This is a genomic window from Paenibacillus glucanolyticus (assembly GCF_037333485.1).
GTDB classification, from domain to species: Bacteria; Bacillota; Bacilli; order Paenibacillales; family Paenibacillaceae; genus Paenibacillus_AQ; species Paenibacillus_AQ glucanolyticus.
The window spans coordinates 5918889-5935515 of the sequence record NZ_CP147845.1 but is presented as its reverse complement, the minus strand read 5'-3'; the positions used below and the strand labels follow the sequence as shown (position 1 = coordinate 5935515).

Here is a 16627-nt window from a genome sequence, read left to right as displayed (position 1 = left end):
CTGTGTCTGGAGATTGAAGAGTTCTTTATATGAGATGTTGCGAGGGAGGTTTTGGTATTGGCTATAGCGGAAGTGACGGTGATTCCGATTGGAACAGCAACAACGAGCTTAAGCTCTTATGTGGCCGAGATGCAGCGTATATTGAAACAACAGGACGGGATTACATATGAGCTGACTTCGATGAGCACCATCATAGAGGGCGAGCTGAATATGATCTGGCGAGCGATTGAAGCTCTGCATGAGGCGCCATTTCTATCTGGAGCCCAGCGCGTATCGACTTCGGTCAAGATTGATGACCGCAGGGATCAAGTCTCCTCCAGCAAGCAAAAGATTCAATCGGTGCAGGAAAAATTAGGCGGATAATCTTGCTTATTGCAAGGGATGTTCCGGCTAGGCTGGGACTTGTATTTTGCTGCTAAAGTATTATAATAATTTTGCTGTTCGTGGAGGCTTGTTTTCGAACCACATATGCTGGTGTAGCTCAGGGGTAGAGCAACGCACTCGTAATGCGTAGGTCGGGGGTTCAATTCCCTTCACCAGCATGTTCATTGCAAGGAGATCATATCCTGATTTCTGGCTGGAATGATATAAAAATGGCGCCGCAAGGCGTGCTTTTTGTGCCCCTGGGTGATCCGGGGGCTGTTCTTGTTAAGGAGAGAGCGCCCTATCATTCGGCATTTTATATCATATATTACATAGTAAGCGATTCATATTATTCGAGTTTGTTCGTGGCCTTCGCTGTCGAAAAGATGAAACGGGCTGCGGCTCGGAAAGATGAGGTGAAGGGAGATGAAGAAGGTATTTATTGATCCAGGCCACGGTGGAAAAGATACCGGAGCGACTGCTCATGGTCTGTTGGAAAAGGACATCGTGCTAGCGGTGTCCCTGAGCGTAAAAAAACGGCTGGAGGCCGAGTACAATGGCGTGCAGGTGCTGCTCTCCAGATCTGCGGATGTCTTTCCTACGCTAATGGAGCGGACCGAGGCGGCCAACAAGGCTGGGGCAGATATCCTGGTTTCCGTCCACTGTAATGCCGGAGGTGGAGCCGGTGGCTTCGAATCCTATAAGTATACGCATACGTCGGCTGCAACAGCCTCTTTGCAAAATGTGCTTCATACCGAGATCATGACGGCCTTAAAGCCTTTTAACGTAATCGACAGGGGGCAGAAGGCAAAGAACCTGCACATGGTCCGTGAATCGAACATGCCTGCGGTACTGACAGAAAATTTGTTTGTTGATGTTGCCGCGGATGCAGCCAAGCTTAAGAGAGAGGATGTCGTGGGTGCCCTCATCGATGGTCATGTTGCCGGCATTGCAAAATATCTCGGGTTGCAAAAGAAGGAGGCGGCTGGTGAGGTGAGTGATAAGGTGAATGTTATTGTAAACGGCAAACCAATTCAGGATGGCAAGCTGATTAACGGGGTGACCTATGTACCGCTTCGGGCGACTGCCGAGGCACTGGGTGCAACCGTGGGATGGGACAATAAAACAAAGACAGCAACGATAACAAAGGAGACATAACCCATAACCCATAACCCATAACCCATAACCCATAACCCATGAGCCAATCGTCCAGCCACATTTTAGTTCCCCTTAATTAAAATTTAATCTCCCATTAAGATTCGCAGCATATAATAAAAGCACCCCTTAAAAAATATATCAGAAGCCCCTCTAACTTCGGTTAGAGGGGCTTCTTTGGTCTTCTGCTCTTTCGATCCTCTGCTCTTTCGATCCTCAACTAGACCTTAGTGTGGACCTGATATTCTGCCAACATTATTTAGAATCCCAGCCATTTCGTGATATAGGCGGATACGGCTAATTCCTGAAAATCCTTCCAGCTTCGAAATGGGGTATGTTCAACGATAAACGGGTTAATCGTACTTCCTTGTATGAATATGTCAAAATCTTCATCCGTGCTTCCCTCGTAACCAGCAGCTTTCAGCAAGTGATCTATGGAAGAAAACTTGGTATGCCGTTGAATAAATGATTCCGAGAACAGTTCTTCCACGGGCACCTCTTGTTTCATATCTGAGAGCTTTGAGGCATTTTCTCGAATTTCCAATAGCTTCTCTTCATCCAGTCCGTCTAATCCACTGATCCCAGTATTCATTATGCCCACCTCCAAAAAGTTGCACGTCACTCTATTATACATATACGAGTATGCTGAATTATGGGATTCGATTTTTTTTGAAGCGGGTCTTGACTTGGAAGATTTATATAGGAATAAAAAAATAAATGAGCTTTCTTCATAGTCATGTCCAACCGGGAAATTTCGCGTGGCTGCGACATTTATGTATCATGCATTCCTGAATAAACGCACATCCCATTATAATTATTCTTTACCTAGGAATGGCTGTGGTTTTCATGTAGACTGGTAATGATTTACTGCCAACATGCCTTGTTTTTTTGGGTGATGGAGGTTTGTACATACTTGCTTGCATATGGGGGTGGGCACTGTGCCCAAAAAAGAAAAGGTTTCTATGTCGTGGCTGCTGCGATATTTGAAGCCGGTCAAAGGACGACTGCTGCTTCTGCTTATTATGCTGTTGACGTCGACAGGCTTGCAGCTGCTGAATCCGCAGATTATTAAACGGTTTATCGATACGGCAGCTGGTGGCGGTGTTCTGGCCAGCCTGATTCAGCTGGCGGGATTATTCCTGGTTGTGGCTGTCATTAACCAGCTGATTACGGTGGCTGTCAGTTATCTGGGTAACGATATTTCGTGGCGTGCAACGAACCGGCTGCGTGGCGATCTTTTGAAGCATTGCCTGCGTCTGGATATGCGGTTTCATAACGTCAAGACGCCAGGCGAAATGATTGAGCGAGTCGATGGTGATGTTACCAGCATCTCGAATTTTTTTGCGATGTTTATCGTGCAGGTCATCGGCAGTTTTGTGCTGTTGGCCGGGATATTGGGGTTCATGTTCACGGTGAGTCTGCCTATCGCCATCGTCATGTCGGTCTTCACGCTGCTGTCGATTCTGTTTATGGTGTTCATCCGGAACATGGGCGTTAATTCATCCAAAAGCGAACGGGAAGCCAGTGCTTCGCTGTTCGGCTTGATTGAAGAGCGTATCGCAGGCATTGAGGACGTTCAGGCGAACGGCAATGTACCGTACGTAATGAATCGGTTTCACCGCTTGATGCGCAGTGTATTCCTGAAAGGGAGAAAAGCCTGGATGCTGCGGGTCATTCCCTGGAATACCACGGTTGTTCTGTTTGCACTTGCCGTTACCGCTGTGCTGTTACTGGGGGTCCGTTATTATCTGATTGGCGAGATTACGCTGGGAACCCTGTTCCTGATCTATCAATATACACAGATGCTGAACGACCCGATTGAGATGCTGGGCGATCAGGTGCAAGAGTTTCAAAAGGCAAAATCCGGCATGCTCCGCTCCAGGGAACTCCTGTCCAACAAGAGCGAGATTGTGGACGGAGAGCAAGAAGAGCTTCCCGAGGGTGCGCTCGGATTGGAGTTTGAGGGAGTTAACTTCAGCTACAACGAAGATAAACCGGTGCTGCAAGACATTAATTTTACCGTTAAGCCGGGTGAACGTCTTGGTATTATCGGGCGCACCGGAAGCGGGAAGTCAAGCCTAAGCCGAATTCTGCTGCGCCTGTACAACATCGACAGCGGGGTAATCCGCGTGGGAGGTACCGATATTACGAAGCTGAAGCTGCCTGCGCTGTACCGCCGGGTCGGTATGGTAACGCAGGACGTGCAGCTGTTTGATGGGTCGCTGCGCGACAACCTGACGTTGTTTGATAAGGGTGTATCCGACGCGTTCATTCTGGAAACGACGGAGCGTCTTGGACTTCGTCAGTGGATCGATGCGCAGCCGGAGGGCCTGGAAACGCATCTGACAACAGGCGGATCCTCGCTGTCTGCCGGGGAAGCACAGCTGTTCGCTTTAACCCGGGTATTCCTGACGCAGCCGAGCCTAGTGATTCTGGATGAACCCTCTTCACGCCTGGATGCCGCAACGGAAACAATGCTGCAGGTAGCTGTGGATCAGCTGATGAGCCGTTGTACGGGCATCATTATTGCGCATCGGCTGGCCACGCTGGAGCAGGTGGATAAAATTATGGTGCTGGGTGACGGAAGGATTCTGGAATTCGGCTCAAGGGAAGAACTTGCACAAGATCCGGCTTCACATTATGCCAGACTGCTGATTACGGGCAGAGAGGAGGAGCTTGCATGACGATTACCGGATTTATCGGGCGTTTGTTTCGCTACCGGCCATCTTTATTTATCGTGAACGGAATTCTATGGTGTATCTTTCATTCACTGCCTTTGTTAATTGGGCTTGGCATGCAGTGGTTCTTTGATCGGGCAACGGCGAACTCTACGGATTACGTGTGGCTTGCCATGCCGCTCATCTTCATTGCGGTTGTCAGGTTCTCCCGCGTAGGCACATTCTTCGCCGCGTTCTACGCCTGGGTAACGTATATCTATCACATTCAGGCTATTCTGCGAACCAATATGCTGGCAGGCATCATGCGCTGGCCGGGACGAAATCTGCCGGCATCGCCGGGGGAGGCGATGAGCCGCTTCCGCGATGACGTGGATGAGGTTGTAGAGTATGCGGAGTCGTGGGTGGACTTCTGGGGACGACTCGTGTTCGCGATTGTCTCCGTTGCAGTCATGGCAAGCATCAACTGGAAGATCATGCTGGTAGCCGTCCTGCCACTCGTGGTGGTGACACTGCTGAACAACCTCTCCGGTAACCGGGCCCGCCGCTACGGGCTGAAGAACCGTGAAGCGACGGGGCGGATTACGAGTTTCATCGCAGAAACCTTTGGTGCCGTTCAAGCTTTGAAGCTGGGACAGGCCGAAGATCATGTTCATGAGCGCTTCACGAAGCTGAATGAAGACCGCCGTCAGGCAGCGCTGAAGGATAATCTGTTTAAACAGTGGATGAGATCCCTGAACCAGCATGTATTAAGCATCTGCACGGGTCTGATTCTGTTGATGTGCGCTGCTGAAATGCAGGCCGGACATTTTACCGTCGGAGATTTTGCGTTGTTTACGACATATCTGGCGAATATCGGCTTCAGTATTTCATTGTTCGGTTATATGGTGTTCCAGCACAAGCGGCTTAAGGTTTCCTTTGACCGGATGCGGTCACTGTTTCGCCCGGGTGAGGAAGATCAGATTATTGAGGCTCGGGAAACGTACCTGAACGAAGATCCGCCGGAACTGCCTGTCATCACCAGAGAACCGGGGGAGAAGCTGAAAGAGCTTGAAGTCAGGAACCTATCCTATCATTATCCGAATTCGGAGAATGGAATATCGGATATTAATCTCCGTCTGGAGCGCGGCAAATTTCTGGTGGTCACCGGACGAATCGGGGCTGGCAAATCGACACTGGTTCGGACATTGCTCGGATTGCTGCCAAAAGAGGAGGGCTCGATCCGCTGGAACGGAGAAGAGGTCGATCCGGCCACCTTCCTCATGCCGCCTCGCGCAGCGTATACACCACAGGTTCCACGACTGTTCAGCGATCCTCTAAGAGAGAATATTGTGCAGGGGAAAAAGGATCGGGCAGAGGAATCTCTCGAACGGGCCATTCGTCTTGCCGTCATGGAGAAGGACATCGAGAACCTGGATAAGGGACTGGAGACGTTTGTCGGCCCGAGGGGCGTCATGCTGTCCGGCGGACAGATTCAGCGCGCGGCTACGGCGCGTATGCTGATGACGGGTGCGGATCTGTTTATCTTTGATGATCTGTCCAGTGCGCTCGATGTGGAGACGGAGCAGCTGGTGTGGGATGGACTGTTCAAGGAGCGTGACGTTACTTGTATTGCGGTATCGCACCGCAGGGCGGCTCTCTCGAAGGCAGATCATATCATCGTCATGAAGGATGGCAGGATCGAGGCTGAAGGCAGCCTGGCGGATCTGCTTGCCACAAGCGAAGAGATGCAGCTGTTATGGCAAGGTGAACAATCCGCTGTCGAGGTGGAAGCCGCGGCAGGAGATGAAGTCGAGGTAAGCAAGATATAACCGCACAGGAATGCAGATTTGGAATTGGGGACTTTTGAATTGAGCAAGCATCGATTATGGCAGCTTCCGTCCGTCGGGAGCTGCCATTTTTGTATGTCTTGGGAGTATGCAACATGATGGGCCGTGTGTAACGCTGCCGTTAATCGCCATCCCCTGATTCTATTATTTTGCTCACAAGAATAAGGATATAAATACAAGCCGGTCGATAGACTGATGGAATAGGATGTAGGAGATCAATAGGGAAGGTGGGTTTACGATGGAATGGAGTGTCATTTTTCAATTGATTGACCCGCGGCTGTTCATGGTTGTTGCTGCCTGCTGGGTGATCGGATATGTGCTGAAGCAAACGCCTAAGGTTCCGAACTGGAGCATTGTATACGTAGTTATTGTGGTCTCCATCCTGTTTACTGCCGGCCTGATTGGCTGGAGCGTAGAAAATATCATTCAGGGTATACTCGCAGGAGCATTTGCCGTATTCGGACATCAGGCCGTTAAACAGACGGCGGAGGCCATTGCGACAAGGAAGAAGTAAGGGCTCGCTTGGGCAGGGAGCATACCCTGTCCTTTCCATTTGCTGCAACGATCTATGCTGCCGTGCGTAATAATCAGGATAAACAGAACACGGTGACGGAGGGAATACCATGAATAACGAATTTTATGTCGGATGGGGGACACTGGCATTAATCAATGCCGGGCTGGCCCAAGGAAAAAACAGAACGGGATTAAACTGGTTCCTGCTGTCTTTGCTGCTGGGGCCGCTCGCCACCCTGTTTCTTGTCCTGTCAGCGAAAAGATAAACTGGGCCATAAAAGAGCCGCCTCCCGGGAGGCGGCTCTTATCGTATTACATCCGCTGAAACATAGCGGTGTCACGGCTGTAGTGAGTGAGATATCCTGTTTCTTCATTGCGGATGCGGACGACATCCGGTGTGTAGCATTCAATATACCCTCGTTCAATCTCCACGTAAACGCTTGCGGGATCTTCCTCCCATACGGAAACCAGTGTTTCCGATAAGGCGGCAGCAAAAAAGTGGACGTCCTGTGATAGGTACCGGCTATTGCGGTCTGTATTCATTTCATATCCCCTTGATGGTTAGAATCTGATAAAATTTGGTCTACTAATTCATGCATTCCCTTCCAGGAATCCTTCAGAATAAATTCATGCTGAATGCGGGCGTTCCAGGGACGCGGAATCAGAATCGTTTGTTTTCCGGCTTTTCTCGCGGCAATCGCATTATGGGGTCCATCATCAATAAGCAGGTCGAACTCCACCAAATCCTTGCGTTTGGCTACGAAAAAATTCTCGAATGGAATAAAAGGCATGTGCATTTGCAGCCATCTCCACTTCTCCGGCACCGAGGAGGGGCGGGCTGCGGTTACAACAATGACGTCATAATCATGTGTCATTCTGTGGACTTCGTCAATCGTATATTCATCAAAAAGTTCAAGTTCTTCATATAAACCCGGTTTTCCGAAGAAGAATTCTTCCGAGCATTCAGGATGCCAAATCTCGTTCAGGTTGTAATCGGTAATCTGATCCAGCGTAAGCTGAGGATTTTTGTACTGCAGATTGTGATACTGAATGGCCTTGGGTATCAGATGGCAGATCGTATCATCCATATCAATGGCTACTATTTTTTTGCTCATATCATTACTACTCTCCTGTAATCATGAAATCTGGAATCAATGATTTTCCGTAATTGTAATGGACAAGCTCAGAATTGGCAAATCGAAATCAGAAATGGAACAATATAGGATTTATATAATCCTGACACATTACTATTTAAGTATAGCATTAATATAGCCTGCAACCTTCCTGTTATTTCCTTGCCCAGGGAATATCGCGATAAATCATAAACTCTTTCATCCATTATGACAGTACATGTCATAATTCCCCTTCTATAATTAGCGTATTACAGGGATGTGGGAGGAAACGCCATGCCGCAAGAATATATCCGGATTCGTGGAGCCCGGGAGAATAATCTGAAGAATGTTTCGCTGCAAATCCCAAAACGGAAGATTACGGTGTTTACCGGGGTATCCGGTTCAGGCAAATCTTCGATCGTGTTTGATACCATCAGTTCAGAGGCTCAGAGACTGCTCAATGAGACCTTTACCGCTTTTGTCCGCAATCGTCTCCCGCGGCATAGCCAGCCTGATGTTGATGCAATCGAGAACTTGTCTACGGCCATTGTCATTGACCAGAAGCATCTGGGTGGCAATTCGCGTTCAACGCTGGGGACGATTACCGATCTGTATGCCATACTCCGTCTGTTGTTTTCCAGGGTGGGGCAGCCGTTTGTGGGGTACTCCAATGTTTTTTCTTTTAACGACCCGCAGGGCATGTGCCCGGAATGTCAGGGAATTGGCAAGAAGGTGGAACTGGATCTCAATAAACTGCTGGATACGACCAAATCCTTGAATGAGGGGGCGGTGCGGTTTCCCATTTTTTCGGTGGATAGCTGGTATTTGAAGAATTACACGCTGTCCGGTTTTTTTGATAATGACAAGAAGCTGGCCGACTATTCCGAAGCGGAGTGGAATCTTCTCCTGTACGGCAAGGAGGGTAAGGTGAGGTTTCCGTCCAAGGGAGGACCGGTGGAGTCTGACTTTGAAGGTCTTGTGCTGAAATTCAATCGGCTCTATATCGAGCGCGACAGCAGCGAGTTGTCCGAAAGAACCTTGAATCACGTGAAGAACTTTATTGCGCACGGCACATGTCCGTTATGCCAAGGAACACGGCTGAGCCAAGCAGCATTGAGCTGCAGAATTAATGGGTATAACATAGCCGAGTGTGCAGCCATGGAGATCGGAGAGTTGAGAAAGGTCATTATGGGGATTACGGCCCCGGTAGCCGCCGGTATGGTGGCAAGCTTATCGGAGCGTCTGCAGCACCTGGTGGATATGGGACTTGACTATCTTACGCTGAGCAGGGAGACCACCACGCTGTCCGGAGGAGAATCGCAGCGGGTGAAGATGGTCAGGCATCTGGGCAGCAGTTTGACGGATATGATGTATATTTTTGATGAGCCGAGTGTCGGTCTGCATCCAAGGGATGTGCACCGTCTGAACGGGATGTTGATGAAACTTCGTGACAAGGGCAATACGGTGCTGGTGGTGGAACATGACCGTGATGTGATTGGGATTGCCGACCATGTGGTGGACGTGGGACCGAATGCGGGTACCGGGGGAGGGGAAATTGTCTTCGAGGGTACGGTTGAGCAGCTGCATAGTCAGGGGGCAACGTTAACCGGGCAATATATGAGACGCTGCATGCCGATGAAAGAACAGTTCCGGATGCCCACCGGGCAGATGCGGATTACCGATGCCAATCAGCATAACTTGAAAAATGTAACCGTGGATATTCCGGAAGGCGTATTGACAGTGGTAACGGGGGTAGCGGGATCCGGCAAAAGTTCACTGATTCACCATGCCTTCCTGTCCCAGCATCCTGAGGCTGTTGTTATCGACCAGTCTGCCGTCAGCACTTCGATTCGTTCCAATCCTGCCACCTACACGGGTATTATGGATGACATCCGAAGGCTGTTTGCCAAGGCTAACCATCAGAGTCCGTCCTTGTTCAGCTTCAATTCAAAAGGGGCATGCCCCGACTGCCACGGACTCGGTTTCATTTACACCGACCTGGCATTTATGGAAGGCATCAAGACTCTGTGCGACACCTGTGACGGCAGGCGCTTTAAGGATGACGTGCTGGAGTATAAACTCCATGGAAAAATGATTACGGACGTGCTGGACATGACGGTGCTGCAGGCGCTCGATTTTTTCGAGAAAAAAGAGATCAGGCAGCGTCTGGCGACTCTGAACGATGTGGGCCTGCATTACCTGACGCTGGGACAGCCGCTGAGCACCCTGTCCGGTGGCGAATGCCAGCGCATCAAGTTGGCCAGCGAGCTGCACAAGCAGGGGAAGATCTATGTTATGGACGAGCCGACAACCGGGCTGCATATGTCAGATGTCAGACATTTGCTTGATATGATGAACCGACTGGTAGATAACGGCAGCTCGGTGATCGTCATTGAACATAATCTGGATGTAATCCGCCAGGCGGATTGGATCATTGATCTTGGACCGGAGGGCGGCAGCGGAGGAGGCCGGGTGGTGTTTGAGGGAACCCCTGCTGAGCTGATTACAGCGGAACATTCCTTGACGGGAAAGTATGTGAAGGGATAACTGGACGAAGTCGCGTCAAGGAAGTGGCGCGTTGTTATAGCGGTGCAAGTCCCTAATAGGGACTTGGAGGAAGCCGCAGTGTAAACCATAGAATGGCTGGACCCCGTTTCCCCGTGGTCCAGCCATTCTATGGTTCTTAGGCTTATAAGATACCCTATAAGGCAATACTGTATGTTGCATCAGCCTGCAGGAAAAGGCAGGTGGGCTAGTCTTTTCCAGATGCGCGCAGGCAGGTCATGATTATGGGTCCACGAAGCAGCTTATCCAAATAGAATTAGCGCTATGAGCTTTATTTAAACGGGGGATACAACAATGCATAAAGTATGGTGGAAGGAAGCCGTTGCCTATGAAATTTATCCGCGCAGTTTCATGGATTCAAACGGAGATGGCATCGGAGATTTGCAAGGGGTTATGTCTCGTCTGGATTACTTGAAGGATCTAGGGATTGATATCATCTGGATCTGTCCCATCTATCGATCCTCTAACGACGACAACGGTTATGATATCAGCGATTATCAGGACATTATGACGGAGTTCGGGTCGATGGCCGACTTTGATCTGCTGATGACAGAAATCCATAAGCGGGGCATGCGTATTATTATGGATCTTGTCATCAACCATACCTCGGATGAGCATCCGTGGTTTATAGAGTCCCGTTCCTCCCGTGGCAATCCGAAGCGTGATTATTATATCTGGCGGGATGCCAGGAACGGGGCGGAGCCAAACAACTGGGAGTCGGTGTTTACAGGTTCCGCTTGGGAGTATGACGCACATACGGAGCAGTATTACCTCCACCTCTATTCCAAAAAGCAGCCCGATTTAAACATGGAGAATCCAATGGTCAGGCATGACCTGGTTCGCATGATCCGTTGGTGGCTGGATAAAGGGATCGATGGTTTTCGGGTGGATGCGATTACCCATATTAAGAAGCTTCCGGGATTACCGGATATGCCAAACTCGAACAATCTCCGTTACGTGGACTCCAACCCGGGTCACCGGAATATTGAGGGAATCCATGAGTTTCTCCAGCAATTTAAACGGGAAGCTTTTGCAGACTACGATATCATGACGGTTGGCGAAGCAAGCGGGATACCGATAACTGAAGCAGATCGCTGGATCGGGGAAACGAGCGGAGCATTGAACATGATTTTTCAGTTTGAGCACGTCAATCTGGATTTTGGTCCTGAAGGACGTTGGGATTATGCAACCTGGGATTTGGCTGAATGGAAGCGCATCATGAACAAATGGCAGACCAGTCTGGAGGGCGTAGGCTGGAATGCCCTGTATTTGGAAAACCATGATCAACCGCGCTCGGTATCCCGCTTTGGCGATCCGGTTCATTATCACAAGGAATCGTCCAAGATGCTGGCGACCTTTTTTATGCTAATGCAGGGAACGCCGTTTATTTACCAGGGGCAGGAAATCGGGATGACGAATGTGGAGTTTGCCGAGCTGAGTGATTACAGGGATGTCGAGATTTACAATTATTATCGAGAGCGGCTTCTTGACGGGAAGGACGTATCCGAGACGATGCGCAGAATAGCTTACCGGGCTCGGGACAATGCAAGGACGCCGATGCAGTGGGATGACACGCTCTATGGCGGCTTCTCAACCGTTGTGCCCTGGATCCGCTCCAATCCGAATTATCACGAGATCAATGTGGAGCAGCAGCTAACGGATCCTGATTCCATTTTGAATTACTATAAAGCATTGATTCGTCTGCGCAAATCCAGTGAAGTGCTGATCTACGGTAAATATCAGGCTTTACTTCAGGAGCATCCGGAAATATTCGCTTATTCCAGAACCTTAGGGAAGGAAAGCTATCTGATCGTGCTGAACTTTTATGGCAGAACGACAGATTTTCAGTTTCCAGCGGAATGGCGTGACCTTCTTCCGGAAGTTGTACTCTCGAATTATGATCGTTCTGACCGAAGTTTGAATCAATTCACTCTAAAGCCTTATGAAGCGATAGTTTATCGTGTAAACTAAGTAAGAAAGCGATTTCTTGAGATTAGAGGTGAATGCAGTTTGTCACAACTTAACATGATGTCTGCAGCGGTTCTTGATCGCCCTTTATCCATTGGGGTGAAGCAGGTCCCTATTCCGGAGCCGAAGCCGGATGAGGCCTTGATTCAGGTTTATTGCATTGGCATTTGCGGTTCGGATGTGCATTACTATGAGCACGGACGAATAGGCAGGTATGAGGTCAAAGAACCGTTGATTCTGGGACATGAGCTTGCAGGAGTTGTTGTAAAAACAGGAGAAAAGGTGACAAACGTGGCCGTCGGCGACCGTGTGGCCGTAGAGCCGGGTGTCACATGCGGGCGCTGCTCCTATTGTAAGAGCGGGCGCTACAACCTGTGTCCGGATGTTGTATTTATGGCCACGCCTCCGGTGGATGGGGCTTGGGCAGAATACGTGGCGGTTCGCAGCGATTTTCTGTTCCGTCTGCCGGATGAGATGTCCTTTGAAGAGGGCGCTTTGCTTGAGCCGCTGTCCGTAGGCCTCCATGCCGTCCGCCGCGGGCGTATCCGCCCGGAGGATCGAGTGTTTGTGCTCGGGCTGGGACCGATCGGCTTGCTGGCTATCGAAGCCGCCAAAATGTCCGGGGCCTCTCAGGTATATGGCAGCGACGTCGTTGAATACCGTCGTAATCTGGCCCTTCAGATGGGAGCTTCCGGCGTGATCAATCCACTGGAGGAGGACGTTACCGACCGCTTGTACGAACTTACGGGCGGCCAAGGGATTGATCTTATCATTGAAACATCCGGTAATGCCGGTGCCATCTCGGATTCGATCGGTTACGTGAATCGCGGGGGACGGATTGTATTTGTAGGCCTGCCGACACGCGATGCCATTCCGTTGGACATTGGCGCTTTGGTTGATGCCGAGCTGGATGTATTCGGGGTGTTCCGCTACGCGAACACTTATCCGGCCGCCATTCAGATGCTGCAGAACAAGGACAGCCGCATACGGGACATCATCACCCATCGGTTTTCGCTAGATCAGATTGAGGAGGCCGTCGAGCTAGCCAGAACGCAGAAGGATACCAGTGTAAAAGTCATGATCTATCCTCATCCAACCGCATAATATTCAGCTGAATTTTTCGAAAGAATGAGCAGGGCTCCGGGAAGGAGCCCTGCTTTTTTGTATGCATAATAAACTGTTGTAAATAGTTAAAAAGTCGGAATATCCTGAAATAATAAATAGACGACATGAACGGGAGGCTGGCAAATATGATTTGGAGCGGTGTACCGTGGTGGTGCTGAACACCGGAGCGGGAATCAAATATCCGAACACCGCGCGTGTGGAAGCTCTACCCCTGCAGCCGGAGAGTCGCTTCCGGGTCTGACACTCTCATAACGCTAAAGAGCGAAGTCGAATCCTATAAAAAGCACCGCTCCAACATTTGTCGGAGCGGTGCTTTTTTGATAATCCGGATTAGTCCGGGCGTTCATTGCTCATCCAGCTGTCGATGCGGAGATCATCGCTGTAGCTCTCACGAGCCGAGATTTCGCTGAGCTTCTGCTCGGCTTCTTCACGGGTATCAAATCCGCCAATGACCGCAATGAAGTTGCTGCTGGCGGTCTTGATGAAAGTCACATCGTCTTCAATATAAATCTCTTCAAGGATAGCGAGGGATTCCCCTTGCGGCATCTCTTCACTGCGAATGTAGAAGACCTCTTGCGGTGTTACCGGCTCGCCGGTAGAAGTGAGCTTCAGCTCGATATACCCAGGATCTTTATATTCGGAAACGGTATGTTTCACGCCATCCTTCAGTTCAACAACAAATCGCATGGCCGAATCATCCAAAATGACGTTTTCATAGACATCCTTCACGAGCGGGAGCGCCAGCATATCTTTTTTGATGGTTTCGTAATCAAAGTTTCGAACCCCGTTGAACGTAAAGATCAGACGGTTTGGCGCATCACGGTGATCCACAGTGTAGGCAGGTACGCTGGAAACGGACTGGCCCTCCTGGTCAAAATGAATCTTGAACACATCCTCGGAAGCTTCCGTTCCCACGGTAACACCGTCTGTGACTTCGCCTCCGCCTCCGAATTGGAGCACCTGAACGATGCTGCCCACTACGGGTACTTTGGATAGGGCATTAGCCACCGTCGGAATATTTATCACGAAGAGCAGGGCAACGGCTGCTGCAACAACGGAAGAGTACCTCATCATTCGCATGGATCTTTTACGTGCGGCTGCTTTTCTCTGAGCCGATTCCATAACGCTGGCAAGCTGGGCTGGGATTTCAATGTGTTCATAGCGTTCTTTTCCTGTCATAGACGATCGACCTCTCCCTCGATTAGATACGTTTTTAATTTACCGATAGTGCGGTAGAACTTGGTCTTGACGGTGTTCTCGGATAATGACAGCACATCCGCCATTTCTCGAAAGCGCAGATCCTCAAAAAATTTCAGAATGATATAGGTTTTTTCTTCTGGCATCAGTCTGTCCAGCGCATCATATAAATCCAGTTTTTCTTCCAGTGGCACGGCATGCTCGGCAGCTGCATAGTCTTGAGCGTGGTCTTCCATATAGGTAACCCGTTTTTTACGACCGAGATGGTCGATGGCAGCGTTAATGACAATTCGGGTCATCCAGGAATCAAAGTACTGCGGCGTATTCATCCGCTCATATGCGAGGTACCCCTTATAGGTCGCCTCCGATACGATATCCAGCGCCTCTTGCTCGTTTTTGACATAGCAATAGGCCACCCGATATAACTTGTTTCTGCATTTCTCAATATTTTCGCTGAACTGTTTTTGCTGCGATTCTTTCGCTCTCAGTTCACTCACCCCTAACTACTAGCACTAGTATTAATGTCATTGCACGAATTCGTTTGATCTATTCATTGGCTGGCTTGGATCATCTCAAGTACTTGAGTGCGCTTGACTGATCATTAGACCTTGGAGCCGGGCAAATAGTTTTAGCTTGGGACAAAAAATAGGCGAATGGGGAGATGTACCAGTAAAATCAGGGTCATCAAAAGCTGATACCGGCAGGGAAAGGGAGGGTCTGAAAAATAAGCCATTACCTTAACAGGAGTCTTTAATGATGTTACTATATTAAGCATATAAAATGTCTGGAGGCCAGAGTATGTAGGTTTTTCTACCCTAACCAACACAACTAAATACAGAATTGGGGTAGAAAGATGAAGAGGAAATCTTTTCGTTATCTCTGGGTGGGTCAGGCACTCGCCAACAGCGGCGATTTATTTTATATTGTCGGTTTGATGGCTATCGTTCATGGGATAACAGGATCTGCCATGTTTATGGCGTTGATTCCTTTTGCCACAACGATGGCACGGTTTATAAGCGGGAGCTTTGCGCCCATTTTAATGGATAAATACAATCTCAAGTCGCTGCTTGCTTCGTCTCAAATTGGAAAAACGGCCATGTTATTTCTATTGATCATGACCGACTATGCGCTGGGTGAGCAGGAGATGACGGTCTACGCCATTCTCGGATTCGTATTCCTCATCTCATTGCTTGATGGCTGGGCTGCGCCTGCAAGCCATGCCATGCTGCCGCGTCTCGTGGATACCAGCGAGTTAACGAAAGCGAACAGCTTCATAGCGCTTGTCGATCAGATGATTCAACTGGGCGGATGGGCCGTAGGAGGACTGCTGGTGGCAGCCCTTGGGGGCAGCAATGTGATATGGGTTACCTTTGTTCTGGCTGCAGCCGCCGCTATTTTCATGAGGCTGATCGAGGATCAGCATGAAACACCCCAAGGGCAGAAGGAAAAATCCGGAGTATCGCATTGGAGTTCGATCCAAGAAGGGTGGATACTTATTTGGAGGGAGCCCTCACTCCGGGCGATCCATGTGATTTTTGTGCTGGAGACGATTGCGGGTGTGATCTGGATTGCGGCTATCATCTATGTATATGTAGCGGAGGTGCTGCATAGGGAAGAGGCGTGGTGGGGTTACATCAATGCAAGCTTCTTCCTCGGGCTCATGCTTGGCGGACTGTTTGGAATGAGAGCTGCGGAGGTGATTGACCGCAACATCCGTCAGTTTGTAATTATCTCTTCCTTTGGCATCAGCTTCATGACGTTCGGCTTCGGACTTACCTCGTTGCCCTGGTTGGCACTCGTGTTCTCGGCCGGCTTTGGTATGTTCGAACAATTGAAGGCTGTTTCGCTACAAACCACCCTGCAGCGAAGTGTGTCCGTTCGATTGCTGCCCAAAGTGTATGCGGCTCAAAGTGCTCTGATATCGCTGGTATTCGGCGTGTCCACACTGTTGTTCGGCTTCATTACCGACCAATTCGGTGTGCGGGCTACGTATATCATTGCAGCTGCGATTATGTTCATTTCGGGCTGTTATGCCTTGCGGATACGTTCGAGATTACCGGAAATAGGTGAGGGGCTCCGCACAGATTCATCTCTGAATTAATGGAAAAAAGACGAGCTTAAAACT

At 49.6% G+C, this 16627-nt stretch carries 15 protein-coding genes and 1 tRNA gene; 11 read left to right on the top strand and 5 right to left on the bottom strand.

The features are described from left to right. Nucleotides 1-57 precede the first annotated feature (57 nt). From WDY75_RS27465 to WDY75_RS27455, 3 genes are all read left to right on the top strand, one after another. Nucleotides 58-363, top strand: coding sequence for an MTH1187 family thiamine-binding protein (locus WDY75_RS27465; RefSeq protein WP_006208019.1), 306 nt, complete (start codon nucleotides 58-60; stop codon nucleotides 361-363). Nucleotides 364-470: 107 nt separating this feature from the next. After that, nucleotides 471-542, top strand: a tRNA-Thr gene (locus WDY75_RS27460). A 247-nt stretch (nucleotides 543-789) separates the two neighbouring features. Next, the gene (locus WDY75_RS27455) at nucleotides 790-1521 is read left to right on the top strand and encodes an N-acetylmuramoyl-L-alanine amidase (RefSeq protein WP_063478502.1); all 732 of its coding nucleotides are present in this window, start codon (nucleotides 790-792) and stop codon (nucleotides 1519-1521) included. Between the two features lie 256 nt (nucleotides 1522-1777). On the opposite strand, the gene WDY75_RS27450 is transcribed toward WDY75_RS27455, so the two are convergent. Further along, nucleotides 1778-2110, bottom strand: a complete 333-nt coding sequence (locus tag WDY75_RS27450) for a hypothetical protein (protein WP_006208022.1) — start codon at nucleotides 2108-2110, stop codon at nucleotides 1778-1780. 346 nt (nucleotides 2111-2456) lie between these two features. On the opposite strand from WDY75_RS27450, the gene WDY75_RS27445 reads away from it, so the two are divergent. The 4 genes from WDY75_RS27445 to WDY75_RS27430 all read left to right on the top strand — a co-directional run bounded on the left by WDY75_RS27445 (nucleotide 2457) and on the right by WDY75_RS27430 (nucleotide 6801). Continuing rightward, a complete protein-coding gene (locus WDY75_RS27445) occupies nucleotides 2457-4202 on the top strand; it encodes an ABC transporter ATP-binding protein (protein WP_036644115.1) in 1746 nt (581 codons plus the stop codon). Then, nucleotides 4199-6004 carry an ABC transporter ATP-binding protein gene (locus tag WDY75_RS27440; RefSeq protein WP_006208024.1) on the top strand — a complete coding sequence of 602 codons (1806 nt, stop codon included), beginning with the start codon at nucleotides 4199-4201 and terminating at the stop codon, nucleotides 6002-6004. Before WDY75_RS27445 ends, WDY75_RS27440 begins: the two co-directional genes overlap by 4 nt. Before the next feature lie 256 nt (nucleotides 6005-6260). After that, the gene (locus WDY75_RS27435) at nucleotides 6261-6536 is read left to right on the top strand and encodes a phage holin family protein (RefSeq protein ID WP_006208025.1); all 276 of its coding nucleotides are present in this window, start codon (nucleotides 6261-6263) and stop codon (nucleotides 6534-6536) included. Between the two features lie 109 nt (nucleotides 6537-6645). Further along, on the top strand, nucleotides 6646-6801 hold the full coding sequence (locus WDY75_RS27430) for a hypothetical protein (RefSeq protein WP_006208027.1): 156 nt from the start codon (nucleotides 6646-6648) through the stop codon (nucleotides 6799-6801). Between the two features lie 46 nt (nucleotides 6802-6847). Here the strand turns inward: WDY75_RS27430 and WDY75_RS27425 are convergent, their stop codons facing one another. Further along, nucleotides 6848-7078 (bottom strand): hypothetical protein, encoded by a 231-nt coding sequence (locus tag WDY75_RS27425; protein ID WP_006208028.1) that lies wholly within the window; start codon nucleotides 7076-7078, stop codon nucleotides 6848-6850. Beyond that, nucleotides 7075-7650, bottom strand: a complete 576-nt coding sequence (locus WDY75_RS27420; protein WP_006208029.1) for a 5' nucleotidase, NT5C type — start codon at nucleotides 7648-7650, stop codon at nucleotides 7075-7077. The genes WDY75_RS27425 and WDY75_RS27420 overlap by 4 nt, the downstream gene beginning before the upstream one ends. 291 nt (nucleotides 7651-7941) lie before the next feature. On the opposite strand from WDY75_RS27420, the gene WDY75_RS27415 reads away from it, so the two are divergent. The 3 genes from WDY75_RS27415 to WDY75_RS27405 all read left to right on the top strand — a co-directional run bounded on the left by WDY75_RS27415 (nucleotide 7942) and on the right by WDY75_RS27405 (nucleotide 13284). Continuing rightward, the gene (locus WDY75_RS27415; protein WP_063478503.1) at nucleotides 7942-10194 is read left to right on the top strand and encodes an excinuclease ABC subunit UvrA; all 2253 of its coding nucleotides are present in this window, start codon (nucleotides 7942-7944) and stop codon (nucleotides 10192-10194) included. Nucleotides 10195-10506: 312 nt separating this feature from the next. Continuing rightward, nucleotides 10507-12183, top strand: a complete 1677-nt coding sequence (locus WDY75_RS27410; protein ID WP_063478504.1) for a glycoside hydrolase family 13 protein — start codon at nucleotides 10507-10509, stop codon at nucleotides 12181-12183. Between the two features lie 39 nt (nucleotides 12184-12222). Next, nucleotides 12223-13284: an NAD(P)-dependent alcohol dehydrogenase gene (locus tag WDY75_RS27405; protein WP_006208032.1), complete on the top strand. Its 1062-nt coding sequence runs from the start codon at nucleotides 12223-12225 to the stop codon at nucleotides 13282-13284. Nucleotides 13285-13635: 351 nt separating this feature from the next. On the opposite strand, the gene WDY75_RS27400 is transcribed toward WDY75_RS27405, so the two are convergent. Together WDY75_RS27400 and WDY75_RS27395 are read right to left on the bottom strand one after the other, a co-directional pair. After that, the gene (locus WDY75_RS27400) at nucleotides 13636-14484 is read right to left on the bottom strand and encodes a hypothetical protein (protein WP_006208034.1); all 849 of its coding nucleotides are present in this window, start codon (nucleotides 14482-14484) and stop codon (nucleotides 13636-13638) included. Further along, on the bottom strand, nucleotides 14481-14999 hold the full coding sequence (locus WDY75_RS27395) for a sigma-70 family RNA polymerase sigma factor (protein ID WP_006208035.1): 519 nt from the start codon (nucleotides 14997-14999) through the stop codon (nucleotides 14481-14483). Before WDY75_RS27395 ends, WDY75_RS27400 begins: the two co-directional genes overlap by 4 nt. Before the next feature lie 356 nt (nucleotides 15000-15355). Between WDY75_RS27395 and WDY75_RS27390 the strand changes: the two genes are divergently transcribed. Next, a complete protein-coding gene (locus tag WDY75_RS27390) occupies nucleotides 15356-16603 on the top strand; it encodes an MFS transporter (protein ID WP_063478505.1) in 1248 nt (415 codons plus the stop codon). Nucleotides 16604-16627 lie beyond the last annotated feature (24 nt).

Excerpts from the sequence above, each read along its gene's own strand:
- WDY75_RS27455 (WP_063478502.1), top strand. The coding sequence starts at position 790 with ATGAAGAAGGTATTTATTGATCCAGGCCACGGTGGAAAAGATACCGGA.
- WDY75_RS27450 (WP_006208022.1), bottom strand. The coding sequence starts at position 2,110 with ATGAATACTGGGATCAGTGGATTAGACGGACTGGATGAAGAGAAGCTA.
- WDY75_RS27440 (WP_006208024.1), top strand. The coding sequence starts at position 4,199 with ATGACGATTACCGGATTTATCGGGCGTTTGTTTCGCTACCGGCCATCT.
- WDY75_RS27435 (WP_006208025.1), top strand. The coding sequence starts at position 6,261 with ATGGAATGGAGTGTCATTTTTCAATTGATTGACCCGCGGCTGTTCATG.
- WDY75_RS27430 (WP_006208027.1), top strand. The coding sequence starts at position 6,646 with ATGAATAACGAATTTTATGTCGGATGGGGGACACTGGCATTAATCAAT.
- WDY75_RS27425 (WP_006208028.1), bottom strand. The coding sequence starts at position 7,078 with ATGAATACAGACCGCAATAGCCGGTACCTATCACAGGACGTCCACTTT.
- WDY75_RS27420 (WP_006208029.1), bottom strand. The coding sequence starts at position 7,650 with ATGAGCAAAAAAATAGTAGCCATTGATATGGATGATACGATCTGCCAT.
- WDY75_RS27415 (WP_063478503.1), top strand. The coding sequence starts at position 7,942 with ATGCCGCAAGAATATATCCGGATTCGTGGAGCCCGGGAGAATAATCTG.
- WDY75_RS27410 (WP_063478504.1), top strand. The coding sequence starts at position 10,507 with ATGCATAAAGTATGGTGGAAGGAAGCCGTTGCCTATGAAATTTATCCG.
- WDY75_RS27400 (WP_006208034.1), bottom strand. The coding sequence starts at position 14,484 with ATGACAGGAAAAGAACGCTATGAACACATTGAAATCCCAGCCCAGCTT.
- WDY75_RS27390 (WP_063478505.1), top strand. The coding sequence starts at position 15,356 with ATGAAGAGGAAATCTTTTCGTTATCTCTGGGTGGGTCAGGCACTCGCC.